Raw genomic sequence first — 13096 nt, 5'->3', positions numbered from 1 at the left:
GACAGCAGGGTGGACCAGCGAGCGGCGGACAGGGCACCGAGCTGGGGCAGCGTTGCCCAGACGAGCACTCCGGCGACGAGGTCCGGAACGGCGCCGGCCAGCAGCAGCGCCACGGCCCCGGCATGTGCGCCCAGCGCGCAGGGGAGCACCCGCGCCTGCCCGAACCGGTCGACCAGGCGCCCGATCTGGGGCCCGGCGACGGCGTCCGCGACAGCGAACCCGCCGGTGACGAGACCCGCGGCGGCATACGACCCGGTGCGTGCGTGCACCAGCCAGACGATGCCGATGCCCGTCATGGCGATGCCCAGACGCCCGACAGCGGCGGGAAGGAAGAAGGCCGCAGCACCCGAAGTGCGCAGCAGGGTGCGGTAGTTCGCCGAAGCCGAAGGCACGACGCATCCCTTTCGCCGCCCGGCGGGACGCGCCACGCGGGGTCGTCGGCGTCCGGATGTGCCGACCCGTGGCTGCGCCTGAAGCCGTCCAGTGGTGGCGTGGAGCGGGGACGCGCACCCCACGCCGACTCCGTCACCGGGCAGATGTCATGCGGTAGTTGATGACCTCCTCGAGCGTAGAGGAACGGCGCGCAGAAACGAACACACCGGGGGTACTGGGTGTTCCTGGTCGAGGGCGCCGCCCACCAGCTGGAGCTGATCCGCACCGAGGACACCCGCCGAGGCGTCACGGTCCACATCGTCCATGTGCTCGAGAAACTCTGGCCTGTTTTCGACAGTTGTTTTGGGCGCCAGTCGGGCAGTGAGTTTGCAGGTGGAGCGTCCCCGGCGCCGAAGCCGTCCCCACCCTCCGCGCCCTCATCAGCAACGACGACTTCCCCGAATACTGGATCTTTATCTTCCACACCCAGAAGCAATGCGAACGGCTCTACCCCCCGCCCCGACCAGCACAAATACGAACTCCTGGCTTGACCAGCGATCTCACTCAGGAAGAGCTACACCCAAACCACTTCTCGATCTCTTGGGCTGCTCCGTCCTCGGCAACGCCGAGGGTCGTGTCGTCCGCTATCTTCTTGAGTTCCTCCGGGGCGTGTCCCATGGCGACGCCCCGCCCTGCCCACACGAGCATCTCTGCGTCGTTGTGGCCGTCGCCGATGGCCAGCGTGTACCTGAGGTTGGTAGCGAGCATCGAGGCCACTTTCTCCAGTCCGGAAGCCTTGCTCACTCCCAATGGACCGAGGTCCAGCCATGCTTCGAAGCCCACCGCGTAACTGGCCCCGCGTATACGCAGTTTGTTCGTGAGTGCGCGAAAGTCCTCGCTCGTTTGGTTCGGATCCCGGATGACGGCTCGGACGACGGGACCGGAACAGAGGCCGTCCAGCGGCGCGAGGATCTGCCGTCCCAGGAGCTTGTCCTTGGGGAACTGATGCGTGACCAGGTATCCGGTGCCCGCGATCTCGACGGCGACTCGGGCTGCCGGCACATGCTCCAACACGGCATCCAGGACGGGACGAGCGTCGAACGTCTCCTGCGCGAGGATCTGCCCGTCGGGCATGCTTGCGACCACAGCTCCGTTGCTGCACACGGCCAGTCCCCGCGGAAGTCCCGTGCTTTGGAACAGTTCCACGACCTCGAACGAGGCGCGGCCGGTGGCGAGCACTACGTGGCAGCCGGCCTGATACGCCCGCACCAGTGCGCAGCGAACGCGTTCCGTTATCTCGCGTCCGGGCGCCACGAGTGTGCCGTCGATGTCCAGTACCAGCATCTCGGGGCGGTCCAGGCCGGCGATGCCGGCGTCATCGTCTCGTTCAGCTGCTGCTAAGTCATACCGGCTCATAGCGGGCGGCACCGCTCCCTTCGGGGTGGACGTTGACACGGGCACGATCAATGAGGATCAGCCCTGCACGAGCAGATTTTCAAGGGGTCTCGCGGTTGGCGTTGCAGGCGTCCGCCACGTTGTGACCGATTCCCGCCCAGCTCACTCGGCTCGATGCTCCTCACGTACCGCAGCCGCCTCCCGTAGCACGGCAAGGCAACCGTGGACTTGGGCGGCGTCGGGGTCGCCCGGATGCCAGGAACCGATCACTACGCCGACCACGCCGGGTTCTGCGGATCTCCCGCGGTGGCGTCGTCGGCCGGGCCGAGCCGGACCGCGTCCAGGATCTGCGTCCAGGACGTGGCCCCCATCTCCAGCACCGCGACGAACGAGTACGGCCAGCCGGGAATGAACTGCGAAGCCGTTTTCGCACGGCCGTAGACGTGGCAAAACAGCCGCTCCGGTGAACACGGCGCGTCCGACCGCAGCCACGGGGAGACGTTTACCGCCAGCACCAGGCGCCCGTCAGGGAAGCGGGGCAGCGGCAGGCCGGTCAGCAGCGACCGCAGCCGGCCGGTGTCGATCCGGCCCCGGTTGATGCCGTCGTACATAGCGCCGTGGCCACGCCGGTGCTCGGGCAGCAGCGTCAGCTCGACCGCAGAGCGCACGGCACCAGGCGCACACAGCACCGCGTCCGCCAGCTCGAACAGTTCATCGCCACGCGCGGTCAGACACGCGTACAACTCGTCCCGGAAGCGTGACACTTCAGCGAACGCTTCCCTCACAGCAGCATCCGGCAGCGGACTCACCTTCACGGCCTTCGTCATGGTCACGTGCACCTTGGTCGGAGCACATGATCAGACGAAGGCCGCCCCAGCGTCCCGCGAATGCCCAGCTGGGCTACCCAGTTCGAGACGCTGTTCGAAGTCAGTCAGGCAGCGCCACGGTGAGATCCACCTCGACGAGCTGGCCGGGAAAGCCCAGTTGGGCGACGCCCAAGAGCGTGCTGGCGGTGGTGAACGCCGGACCAAGGGCAGAATCGGTGAGTCGACGCCACGCGGCTCCGAGAACTTCCCTCTCATCGCTCCGCACGTAGATCACTGACCGCACCACGTGTTGCGGCTGGGCACTCACCGCTGCCAGGGCAGTGAGCCCGTTCGCGACAACCTGGTCGACCTGTGTCTCGAGGGAGCCGGAACCGGCGAGGTCACCATTCCGATCAAGCGGGCACTGCCCCGCCAGATAGGCTGTACGGCCTGCCTCCACCACGGTGATGTGGTGGTAGCCGGGTGTCTCATGCAGCTGCTCGGGGTTGATGCGGGTGATCTTCTCAGTCATGTCAGCGAGTCTGACCAGCGTGGCGCCAGCACGCACCGCAATTTCCCCACCGTCAAGCACTCCGCAGCGACGTGAGGTTAAAGAACGCTAAGTCTCCTCGGGACGGGGCCGGGGGATGCCGAGGTCGGTGGCGGGTCGCTTGGTGAGGCGGGCGGCTTCGGCCTGTTTGGCGCGGAGGAAGGTCAAGGTCGAGTCGATGCCTTCGACCTCGCCGAGCCAGTGCTCCTCCTGGGCCCGTTTGCGGCGGAGGAGAAGGTCTTTCTCGATCTCCGCGAGTCGGGGCAGCATCTTGGGGTTGACCTGGAGCATCGGGCAGCGGATGCAGGCGTGCTCGTGGTTGCAGGGGGTGCCGTAGGGGCGGGCGCAGTTGCCGAGTTCGACCTTGCGCTTGTCGAAGTGCTCCTCGAAGTCGGCCCACTCCTCGGGCGTGACCTCGGGGTATTCGATCTCCGGGCGGAGCGAGCGGCGGTGGTTGAGGAACCGCTGGTAGTTGGCGACGACGTCCTCGGCGAAGACCGCAACGTAGCCCTGGAGGGTCTGGAGGTTCAGGTGGCCCAGCAGGGCGGCGCCGATGTGGATGGGCAGGCCGCCGTTGACGATCTCGGTGGCGAAGAGCCGCCGGAAGTCGTGCGGCGTGAAGGTCATGTCGGCGAAGGCCCGGTGGGTCTCGGCGAGTTCCTCGCAGCTGCGGGCGAACATGTGGATGAACGTGGTCGGGGAGATCACTGATCGCTGCGTGCCGTTCTGCCGTTGCATGAGGAACGGCATGGGCTCTGACCAGGTCTTCTCGTGCGGGTCATAGCGGTTGAGCAGGCGCACCGGCCGACCGCCGGGGGTGAGACGGCGGATGATCTGGGCGACCGCGTGGAACAGGTCCGCGGACATGGGGATGACGCGCTCGCGCTCGCTCTTGGACGGGGCGATGACGAGCAGGGCGATGACCTCGCCGTTCGGCCGCTGATACTGGCGGATGCTCAGGTGGGTGAGCTCGCAGAGCTCTTCGACGCGGATGCCGCTGTGCCGGAGGATCTCCAGGCCGGCCCATTCCCAGAACGCGGTGTCCTCGGTGAGCGTGACGTTGAGGACCTGTCCGTCCTCGTCGGTGACGCGGACCGGGGGTTCGTCCTGGCTCTTGGCCCAGGTGCGGTCCCGGTCGGTGTCTGTGCGCTGGTAGGAGTGCCCGTCGTGCTCGAAGTTCTCTCCGAGCCGGACGGCGCGGGCCTTCTTGAGTAGACCCGTCAGGTGCTCGTATCGGCCTTCGACGTGTGCGACCAGGGTGGGCAGCAGCGGCTGGCGGACCCGGATGCGGTCGGACATCCGCTGGTGGATCTCCCGCTTGCGCTTGGCGAACCCCTTGAGTTCCTTCGGACGGATCGGACAGGGCACGACCCATTGCGCCCACTGTTCGGGCTCGTCAATGGCCCAGCTGTGCACGTCAAGGTAGAGGGCACGGACAGCCAGGAGGATGCCGGAGTCGTCCGCGCGGGTGCGGCGCTCGTCGCGGTCCCACCGCTTGATGGTCTCGCGCCACTGGTCGTAGACCTCCGGGCTCAGGGCCAGGTTCTGCTGCCCCGGGTTGATCTTCTCGATCTTGGACCAGAACGTGCTGGCGAGGTGGCGCGCCAGGGCCGTGATGGTGGTGTAGTCGGTCGAGGCACGGCGGCGGGTCAGGTAGTCGATCAGCAACTGGCGGACGCCCTGGTGCTGGATGGGGTAGCGGTCGACGAGCTGGGTGACGGTGAGCTGGCCGCGATAGACGTAGGCCCGCAGGGTCGGTGGGGTGCCGGGCGGGAAGTGGCCCATCGCGTGCAGCACCTGCCAGGTGCCCAGGCCGGCGAAGCGGGTCGCGCCCGCCTTGCTGCCGTGGGTCACGCCGAGTCGCTTGGACTCCATGCCGAAGTGCAGCAGGGCGGACGGCGTCAGGTCCTCTAGCGCGATGCCGCCTGTGGTCAGGGCTGCTGCCAGGTCGAACTTCGCCCGGAGGCGGTGCATGTGGTTGAAGTCGAAGGTGTCGGCCGCGGCGAAGAACTTCTCCAGCAGCGGATCGGCCTGGAACTCGCGGAACCGCTCCGGGTAGTCCAGGAACTTGTTCGCGCGGAAGCCGGAGATCGACGGCTGGATGACCCGCAGGCAGAACGCGAGCTTGATTCCGGCGATCAGGTCCGCGCTGTCACGGCGGTCGCCCTCGCGGGCCAGGACGCGTACCGACTCGGCGCCTTCGTCGTCGAAGCCGCTGGCCAGCCATCGCGCCTGCCACGTCTCGCCGGGCATCTCCTCCAGCACGGAGAAGACGCGCTGGACAGCCGTCCGTCGGCGCCCAGGGTTCGGCTGGCCCTTGGTGACTCGTTCGACGATGCGCAAGATCTCGTCGGCCGGGGCCCGGGACAGGTCGCCGAAGGGACCCGGCGGTGCGGTGGGCAGCGGTGCCGGTGCCGCCTTCAGCTCTGCGCCTGCGAACCGCGTGACGGGAGCGGGGACGAACGGTTCGTCGCCGCTGTAGTCGACGCGCCGGTTGCGGGCGGTGAAGGTCTGGGTGTCAGCCACCGAACACCGCCTTGAAGTCGTCCGGGTCGTAGCCGGGGGCAACGGTGGGCCGGATCCGGGGACGCTGGTAGTGCGCCTGGAGTGCGTCGAAGAGGTCCTCGACACGGGCGTGCAGGTAGCGGCCGGTGGTGGCCAGGTCGGCGTGCCGGAGGATGGCACGGACCTCGACCAGGGTCAGGTTGGGGTCGTTCGCCATCCTCTCGGCCGCCGTGTGCCGCAGGTCGTGCAGGCTTCAGTTCGTCCCCAGCCGGTCGTTGGCTCGCTGGATGACGCGCCGCATCGCCCAGTAGGTGAGCGGCTTGTCCGGGCCTCGGCGGGTGCGGAAGACCGGCTCGTGCGGAGCGGGCATGCCCATCGCGTCGAGGTAGGCCGCCAGCACCACCAGGGCCTGCGGGCTGGCCGGGATCGGCTCGCGCAGCTTCGTGCCCTTAGAGACGACGTAGACGATCTGGGCCGGCCAGTCGACATCGGCCGGGGTGACGCCCAGCAGCTCGGAGGCGCGTGCGCCGCTGGAGACGTAGAGCAGCACCGCGGCGCGGTCCCGATCGTGGTTCATGGCGGCGAAGAACTCGTCCCACATCGCGTCTGGGATAGCCCGGGGCTCGGTGGCCGGGACACGCTGGCGCAGGCGGGAGCGGCGGAAGGCCGGTGTAGCCTCTGCCGGGCTGCGGTGAGCCAGCGCCCGGCGCCGTGCCTCAGAGACCGGCACCGGATTCACCAGCGGACCATTGCCCAGGACGCGGTGAAAGTCATAGAAGCTGCCGACCACGGTCAGGGCGTGGTTGATCGTCGCCGGGGCGTAACCGGCCTTGAGGTACCGCTTGCCGGTGCGCGGGTTGACCGAACCGGGCTGCGGCGCCTCCGGCCGGGTGCGGCGGCGCTGCGGATTCGGTGCCGTACGAAGCCATCCCACTATCACTGCCACCTCCCCTTCCGTTGCCTTGTCCCAGTTCACATTCAGAAGCCACAGGAACCGGAACCACCGCAGCAGGTCATTGGCGTAACTGCGGCTGGTCGCTGGGCTGTTGTCGTTCAGCGCCAGGTCCCGCAGGTAGGGCGTCACCGACTCGACCGGCTTCTCGCCGGGGCCGAGTACGGCGTACGCCGGGTGCTGGGTCTCCAGCCGAACGACCGAGCCGACGCGGGGCAGAACAGCCCGCCCCTCCATCAGCTGATGGCGCAGGTACGACGTCACACAGAACTCCTTGGGCAGTCGGACATCGCAGTGCCCAACGACCTCAAGAAGGTGCAGTTAACACACCACCCCTGCTCGGGGTGGGCCGACACGATCATCGCGGTGTGGTGCTCGGGGCTGTCGGCGGTGGGGCAGGGTGGCTGATGGCGGCACATGACGTCTCCTCGATCCGGTCGGCTCCTGACCGCAGTCGGCTCGTATCTCTGTAGTAGCCGAAGCTGTTTTCCGTTGTGTGAGGGGACCCCCACAGGGCCGGAAATTCGTCGGTGAGTTTTCCTTTCGGGCCGGCCATTAGGCTGAGGGCATGCAAGACCACCCCGGCGACCTGGCCGACCTGCGCGGAGACTGCGCGAACTGCTTCGGGCTGTGCTGCGTCGTCCTGCCCTTCGCCGCCTCGGCGGACTTCGCGATCGACAAGGATGCCGGAAAGCCCTGCGCCAACCTGCGGGGCGATCACCGGTGCGGCATTCACGCCACGCTGCGGCAGAAGGGCTTCGCCGGCTGCACGGTCTACGACTGCTTCGGCGCCGGACAGCGGGTCTCGCAGGTCACCTTCGGCGGACAGGACTGGCGGTCCGGCTCCCGGGAGCACGCCCGTCGGATGTTCGATGTGTTCCCCGTCGTGCGGCAGCTCCACGAGCTGCTCTGGTACCTGACCGAGGCGCTCACCCTGCCCGCCGCCCGGCCCGTCCACGCCGACCTGCGGCGGGCCCTGGAGGACACCGAGCGGCTCACCCGGCTGAGCGCCGACGACCTCGGCGCGCTGGACGTGGGCGCACACCGGCAGGAGATCAATGTCCTCCTGCTGAAGACCAGCGAGCTGGCCCGGGCGGGCACACGCGGGCGCCGGAAGAACCGCCGGGGCGCCGACCTGATCGGCGCCCGTCTCAAGGGTGCCGACCTGAGCGGCGCGAACCTCCGTGGCGCTCTGCTCATCGCCGCCGACCTGACCGGCGCCGATCTGCGCGGCGCGGACCTGATCGGCGCGGACCTGCGCGACGCCGACCTCACGGACGCCGATCTGACGGGCGCGTTCTTCCTGACCCAGCCGCAGGTCAATGCGGCCCGGGGGACGGCGGGCACCCGGCTGCCGGCGTCGGTGCAACGGCCCGCGCACTGGGGCTGACGCCCCCGCCGTACAGCAAACTCTGTGGTTCTGCCTGGTTGGCGTATGCCTGGATCTTCGATAAGTTAGGCAAGGCTTACCTAAGGAGGAACTGGGATGGGTGACAGCCACGCCTGGGCGGCCGTGCCCGCCACGGCGGAACGGGCCCGATCGGTGCTCGCCACCTCGTGGTCGTGCGCGGTGGCCACGGAGGGCGTCCGAGAGGAACTCGTCGGCGCGCACAGCGTGGCCGAGGACGGGCGGGTGATCCTACAGGTGCCCGAGGACAGCGCGCTGCTCGCGGCCACGATCTGCGCGCCCCGCGGGGAGCCGTCCGCCGTCCTGGAGTTCGCCGACGTCGCGCCCGTCCCGATGCGCAACCGCATCCGGGCCCGGCTGTGGCTGGCCGGCTGGTTCGCCATCGAGGAGGGCCAGCTGGCCTTCCGGGCCACCCGGGTGGTGCTGCGGCAGACGTCCGGCGCGGTGGTCGTCGACCTCGACGAGTTCGCCGCCGCCTCACCCGACCCACTGGCCACCGCCGAGGCCCGGCTGCTGACCCACCTCGCCGACGCCCACCCCGACGCGGTCGAGCGCCTCACCCGCCTCGTCGAACCGGGCAGCCTGCACGGCGTGGTGCGCGTCCAGCCGCTCGCCGTCGACCGGCACGGACTGACGCTGCGGATCGAGCGCCGCCGCGCCCACGGCGATGTACGGCTGCCCTTCCACACGCCCGCCGACGGCGTCGCCCAACTCACCGAGCGCATGCACGTGCTGCTCGCCCAGGCGAACGCCGCCTCCTGCCCCCGCGCCCTACAGCGGCAGCGCACAGACGGCGACGGGTGAGGTGAACGGCTCGCCCGCGAGCCGTAGTTCACCGTTCTGCGCGTTCACGCGGAACACGCTCACGGTGCCGGACCTCTGGTTCGCCGCGAACAGCAGTGCGCCGTCCGGCGAGAAGGCGATCTGCCGCGGAAAGTCACCCGCCACCGGAACCGTGTCCAGCAGCCGCAGCCGGGCGCCGTCGGCCTCCACCGCGTAGCGCGCGAGGCTGTTGTGGCCCCGGTTGGCGAGATACGCGTACGAGCCGTCCGCGGTGACGAGGATCTGCGCCGGGTAGTTGGTGTCCTCGCCGGCCCCCGTGGACTGGGCCTCGCCGACGGTCAGCCGTCCGGTCGCCGGGTCGTAGGCGCAGACCGCGACCGTGTCGTCGACCTCGTTGGCCAGATAGGCGTGCCGCCCACCGGGGTGGAAGGTGAGGTGGCGCGGACCGGCACCCGGCCGGGTGCGGGCCTGCGACACCTCGCGGAGCATGCCCCTGTGCTGGTCGAGGCGGTAGGTGTAGACGGTGTCCGTGCCGAGGTCGACCGCGAGAACATGGCGGCCGTCCGGGCTGGTGACGATCTGGTGGGCGTGCGGGCCCTCCTGGCCCGGCCCCGGTGCCGGAGTGGAGTGCGTGACCAGGTCGGTGCGCTCGCCGAGCGCGCCTTCGGCGTCGATCGGGTGCACGGCCACGCTGCCGGAGGTGTAGTTGGCGCTGAGCAGCCACCGTCCGCTCGGGTGCACGGAGAGATGGCAGGGGCCCGCGCCGCCGGTGCTGCGGCTGCCGAGGATCTTGCGGCCGGACAGCCGGACGGCGGTCACGACGCCGTCCTCGCGCTCGTTCACCGCGTACAGGGTCCGGCCGTCCGGGTGCACCGCGAGGTACGACGGATCGCCGACGCCGGTGAGGGTTCCGGCGCCGACGACGCGGCCGGTCGCCGGATCGTAGGTGGCCAGGCCGATGCCCGTGCCGCCGCTGTCGACGGAGGTGTAGGTGCCGAGGTAGAGCGGGCGGGGCCCGGGGGACGGCTTGCGCGAGGCCTGCCCGGAACCGCCCGGCGACTTCTCGGGGGTCTCGTCCGCCGGTGTGCTTCCGCAGGCGGCCGACGCCGGCAGCGCCGCCACCGCCAGAGCCCCGACCAGGCGCCGCCTGCTCCAGCCGCCGCGCGACACCCGCGCACCCCTGCCCATTCCCGCACCTCAGCTCATCGGTTGGCCCTGTCGTGACAGTCACCTTGGCGCGGATCACCCGTCAAGTGCAAGAACGGCAACGCCGGTTGCGTACAGTGCAACGACGGCGGGGCTACCAGTCGCCGTCCTCGACCGGCTTGCCCTGCGCGTCCCCCAGCGGTTTCACCTGGTGCGGGGCGGGGTTCTGCCAGGGCTCGTGGTCGTCGCCGAGCCAGTCGCCGACCGGCTTCACCTGGCCGAGGGCGTCGGTGGGGGCGAGGTCCTGGGCGTCCTCGTCGTAGTACTCGTACCACGGCAGTCCCGCACGGGTGTACGCCGCCCGGTCCACAGGCGACGGCGGGGGAGCCTCACCCGTGATGCGGCGCCACTCCGGCGGCGTCACCAGATGCACGAAGACCCGCCCCGCGGGCTCCTCGGACCAGTCCGACAACGGACGCTCGTCCCGGTAGACCTCCTGACGCATCGAACCGCCGACCCCCAGCCCCATCGCCGCGGCGGCCCGGGGACGACCGCCCGCAGGCGCCGCCGCGGGGGCCGGCATCGCGCCCGGAGCGGGCGGCGCGGCCCCGTAACCCGGGGCGGACAGGGGCATGGCCCGCGCCCGCTCCGCACGGCGCCGCTCCTGCTCGCGCCAGGTGGCCAGCGCGTCGGGGTTCAGCGGGAACGACTGCAGCTGTACGCCGCCCCAGACCTCCTCGCCCGTGACCTGGCCCTCCACGGTCGCCCCGACGCCCAGCGGCACCGCCACGAACTGGCGGACCGTGCCCTTCCCGGAGTTGATGCCGTCCAGCCACGGCTGCCGCGGCAGCACGACGTAGTTCTGCGGATTGCGGGCGAGCCGGTCGCTCCACGGCTTCCCCGAGACCGCGCACACCTTGCCCACCCCGACCTGCAGAGCGGCCGGCTCGGTCGTGCCCGCGAAGCTCAGCCACATGGCCTCGCGCAGATACACCGGCAGCATCACGCCGCCGCGCGCCCGCCACTGGTCGGGCACCGTCTCGGAGTAGTCCGCGACCCGGCGGACCGGGAACTCGCCGAGCCCCGGCGGCAGCGGATGCGTGCCCGTCTCGGGCAGCCGCAGCGTGCGGATGAACCGCACCGCCACGCCGCCCGGCAATCGCAGAGTGTTCCCGTCGATCCGCACGGTGGTGTCGGCCATCTGCCCCGCTCCCTCGCATCCGGTGCCGGCCCCGTCCCGGCGCTCCCTCACCAAGAACGCCCGCTCACCCCGGTACGGTTCCGCCACAGCCGCTCCTGAACACCCATGCGCTCACGCAGCCGGGTCAGCCTCGGCAGGCGTTCGCGCTGCTCCCGGGTGTGGCGGTCCAGCTCCTCCAGCAGGCGGCGGGAGCGGTGCTCGGTGTCGAGTTCATCGAGGATGCGGTTGACCTCGGTCAGTGCAGCGCCGTACAGCTGCCACTGGTGGGGATCGCGCCGGACCTCGTCCAGGAGCAGCTGGGCCAGCTTGTCCCGGCTGCCCGCCGCCGTACGCAGCTCGTTGGTCAGTCGTGCCTCCGCCGACTCGGCGCTGACGCTGACATGCGTGGTGACCAGCACCGCGAAGCTCACCACGGCGTCGGCGATCTCGGACAGCAACTGCTCTACGACGGCACCCGCCTCCTGCTCGAACAGCGGCTCCGGTTCACGTTCCTTCGCGAGGTCGGTGAGGGTGCGGGCGAGGACCCGCAGGACGACGGTGCAGATCTCCAGCGTGTCCAGACCGGTGCGCAGCACCACCCGGTGCAGCAGGCCCTCACGCACCCGCGGATTGAGCCGCAGACTGTCCTCGGCCTGCCGCAGCGCCGCATCCACCTCCACGATGTCGTGGTCCAGCCGCCGCGCCTCGTGCAGCCGTTCGGCCGCGAGGTCGACGGGGGTGCGGCCCGCGGCCTCCTCGCCGACATGCAGCATCAACTGCCGCATCCGGCGGGCCAGCCCCTCGATCGACGCCCCCGCCTCGCCCACCCACACCGGCGGTGGCAACAGCACATTGCAGGCGAGACCGACCACCGCGCCGATCAGCGTCTCCAGGATCCGCGCCCACGCGGTGTCGCCGACGGTGGTGACGCCGAGGACCAGCATCGCGCTGATCGCCACCTCGGGGACGTACTCGTGCACCCGCACCAGATGCCCGACCCCCAGCGCGGCGATGATCAGCAGCGCGAGGCTCCACCAGGTCAGGCCGACCAGGAGGCTGAAGGCGATGGCGACCAGGACCCCGGCCACCACCGAGTTCACCCGGCGGATGCCGTTGGTGAGGGTGGCGTACAGGGTGACCTGGACGACCAGCAGGGCGGTCAGCGGGGCGGTGAGCGGTGCTGCCTCGGGGCTCAGGCGCAGCGCGATGACATACGCGACCGTCGCCGCGGCCGCCGACCGCAGCGCCTGTACGACCACGGGATCCCGGAGGGCCTTCCGCACGGACCGCACGAGGGGTGCCGACCACTCTCGTACAACTCGCATGCCTTGGCCTGTTCCCTTTCCCTACAGGCATCGAACGTATCGAGCGTCAGGCGTGCAGCTTGTCGAGGAAGGCGGACAGGTTGCCCGTCGTCCGGGCGATCTGTTCCTCCAGGGTGAGGCTCTCCTCGAAGCGGGCCCCGGATTCCGAGACCTTCTTGCCCCGCACGTAGAGGGAGCAGGCGAGGTCGGTGCACATGTAGACACCGACGGAGTTCCCCTCGCGGCCCGCCGCGCCCGCCTTGCGGGCCGTCATCAACGTCACGCCGCCCCGCGGATGTGTCGTGAGACAGAGCGAGCACATGCTGCGGTGCAGATAACCGCGCTGCGGGGGCGGAAACCGCAGGGTCACTCCGACGAGCCGTCCCTCCCGCTCGGCGACCAGATAACTGCGGTCGGGTGCGCCGGGATCTCGCCAGCCGAGGAAATCCAGGTCGTCCCAGGGGCGTTCGCCGAGGTCACGCGGGACGGCCAGTCGTTTGGCCTCTCCTTTGGAACAGTTGATGAAAGAGGTGCGGATGTCCTGCTCGGTGAGCGATCGCATGGCAGTCTCCCGGGCTTTCGCCAAAAAACTAGGGGTCCTAGGTACTGACCTAGGTTAGGTAGCCTCGGCGCGGGACAGCCACTGGATTTCCCGGAGGCGGCTCGGGTTCGGGAGGAGCCATATGGCGGGGTGG

12 protein-coding genes and 2 pseudogenes are annotated in these 13096 nt (G+C 69.9%); 2 read left to right on the top strand and 12 right to left on the bottom strand.

Annotated elements, in window-relative coordinates; genetic code table 11:
* The 8 genes and pseudogenes from ACTWQJ_RS31975 to ACTWQJ_RS31940 all read right to left on the bottom strand — a co-directional run.
* Positions 1-392, bottom strand: a pseudogene (locus ACTWQJ_RS31975) (MFS transporter); the annotation flags it as partial.
* Positions 393-936: 544 nt separating this feature from the next.
* Positions 937-1788 (bottom strand): HAD family hydrolase, encoded by an 852-nt coding sequence (locus tag ACTWQJ_RS31970; protein WP_443309998.1) that lies wholly within the window; start codon positions 1786-1788, stop codon positions 937-939.
* A 216-nt stretch (positions 1789-2004) separates the two neighbouring features.
* Positions 2005-2594: pseudogene (locus ACTWQJ_RS31965) on the bottom strand (transposase); the annotation flags it as partial.
* A 100-nt stretch (positions 2595-2694) separates the two neighbouring features.
* Positions 2695-3105, bottom strand: a complete 411-nt coding sequence (locus ACTWQJ_RS31960) for a RidA family protein (protein WP_443309997.1) — start codon at positions 3103-3105, stop codon at positions 2695-2697.
* 87 nt (positions 3106-3192) lie between these two features.
* Positions 3193-5649 carry a tyrosine-type recombinase/integrase gene (locus ACTWQJ_RS31955; RefSeq protein WP_443309996.1) on the bottom strand — a complete coding sequence of 819 codons (2457 nt, stop codon included), beginning with the start codon at positions 5647-5649 and terminating at the stop codon, positions 3193-3195.
* Entirely contained in the window at positions 5642-5845 is a 204-nt protein-coding gene (locus ACTWQJ_RS31950) for a hypothetical protein (RefSeq protein ID WP_443309995.1), read from the bottom strand. The genes ACTWQJ_RS31955 and ACTWQJ_RS31950 overlap by 8 nt, the downstream gene beginning before the upstream one ends.
* Positions 5846-5881: 36 nt before the next feature.
* Entirely contained in the window at positions 5882-6844 is a 963-nt protein-coding gene (locus ACTWQJ_RS31945) for a tyrosine-type recombinase/integrase (protein WP_443309994.1), read from the bottom strand.
* Entirely contained in the window at positions 6841-6999 is a 159-nt protein-coding gene (locus tag ACTWQJ_RS31940; protein WP_443309993.1) for a DUF5999 family protein, read from the bottom strand. Before ACTWQJ_RS31940 ends, ACTWQJ_RS31945 begins: the two co-directional genes overlap by 4 nt.
* Before the next feature lie 149 nt (positions 7000-7148).
* Between ACTWQJ_RS31940 and ACTWQJ_RS31935 the strand changes: the two genes are divergently transcribed.
* Both ACTWQJ_RS31935 and ACTWQJ_RS31930 read left to right on the top strand, forming a co-directional pair.
* Positions 7149-7970 (top strand): pentapeptide repeat-containing protein, encoded by an 822-nt coding sequence (locus ACTWQJ_RS31935; protein ID WP_443309992.1) that lies wholly within the window; start codon positions 7149-7151, stop codon positions 7968-7970.
* A gap of 96 nt (positions 7971-8066) precedes the next feature.
* Positions 8067-8792 carry a DUF2470 domain-containing protein gene (locus ACTWQJ_RS31930; RefSeq protein ID WP_443309991.1) on the top strand — a complete coding sequence of 242 codons (726 nt, stop codon included), beginning with the start codon at positions 8067-8069 and terminating at the stop codon, positions 8790-8792.
* Here the strand turns inward: ACTWQJ_RS31930 and ACTWQJ_RS31925 are convergent.
* From ACTWQJ_RS31925 to ACTWQJ_RS31910, 4 genes are all read right to left on the bottom strand, one after another.
* Positions 8760-9959: a lactonase family protein gene (locus tag ACTWQJ_RS31925; RefSeq protein WP_443309990.1), complete on the bottom strand. Its 1200-nt coding sequence runs from the start codon at positions 9957-9959 to the stop codon at positions 8760-8762. The two genes, ACTWQJ_RS31930 and ACTWQJ_RS31925, sit on opposite strands and share 33 nt — an antisense overlap.
* Positions 9960-10071: 112 nt before the next feature.
* Complete coding sequence (locus ACTWQJ_RS31920; protein WP_443309989.1) at positions 10072-11118, bottom strand: hypothetical protein; 1047 nt, start codon at positions 11116-11118, stop codon at positions 10072-10074.
* A gap of 47 nt (positions 11119-11165) precedes the next feature.
* Positions 11166-12422, bottom strand: a complete 1257-nt coding sequence (locus tag ACTWQJ_RS31915; RefSeq protein WP_443309988.1) for an FUSC family protein — start codon at positions 12420-12422, stop codon at positions 11166-11168.
* Between the two features lie 46 nt (positions 12423-12468).
* Positions 12469-12963, bottom strand: coding sequence for an FBP domain-containing protein (locus ACTWQJ_RS31910; protein WP_385515713.1), 495 nt, complete (start codon positions 12961-12963; stop codon positions 12469-12471).
* Between the last annotated feature and the right edge of the window lie 133 nt (positions 12964-13096).

Source organism: Streptomyces sp. KR55 (assembly GCF_052245645.1).
Lineage (GTDB): Bacteria > Actinomycetota > Actinomycetes > Streptomycetales > Streptomycetaceae > Streptomyces > Streptomyces flavusporus.
This window is presented reverse-complemented; position numbering and strand designations above follow the sequence as displayed.

Bases quoted from the DNA above. Each gene is read 5' to 3' on its own strand.
- ACTWQJ_RS31915 (WP_443309988.1), bottom strand. From the start codon at position 12,422: ATGCGAGTTGTACGAGAGTGGTCGGCACCCCTCGTGCGGTCCGTGCGG.
- ACTWQJ_RS31910 (WP_385515713.1), bottom strand. From the start codon at position 12,963: ATGCGATCGCTCACCGAGCAGGACATCCGCACCTCTTTCATCAACTGT.
- ACTWQJ_RS31940 (WP_443309993.1), bottom strand. From the start codon at position 6,999: ATGTGCCGCCATCAGCCACCCTGCCCCACCGCCGACAGCCCCGAGCAC.
- ACTWQJ_RS31970 (WP_443309998.1), bottom strand. From the start codon at position 1,788: ATGAGCCGGTATGACTTAGCAGCAGCTGAACGAGACGATGACGCCGGC.
- ACTWQJ_RS31930 (WP_443309991.1), top strand. From the start codon at position 8,067: ATGGGTGACAGCCACGCCTGGGCGGCCGTGCCCGCCACGGCGGAACGG.
- ACTWQJ_RS31920 (WP_443309989.1), bottom strand. From the start codon at position 11,118: ATGGCCGACACCACCGTGCGGATCGACGGGAACACTCTGCGATTGCCG.
- ACTWQJ_RS31960 (WP_443309997.1), bottom strand. From the start codon at position 3,105: ATGACTGAGAAGATCACCCGCATCAACCCCGAGCAGCTGCATGAGACA.
- ACTWQJ_RS31925 (WP_443309990.1), bottom strand. From the start codon at position 9,959: ATGGGCAGGGGTGCGCGGGTGTCGCGCGGCGGCTGGAGCAGGCGGCGC.
- ACTWQJ_RS31950 (WP_443309995.1), bottom strand. From the start codon at position 5,845: ATGGCGAACGACCCCAACCTGACCCTGGTCGAGGTCCGTGCCATCCTC.
- ACTWQJ_RS31935 (WP_443309992.1), top strand. From the start codon at position 7,149: ATGCAAGACCACCCCGGCGACCTGGCCGACCTGCGCGGAGACTGCGCG.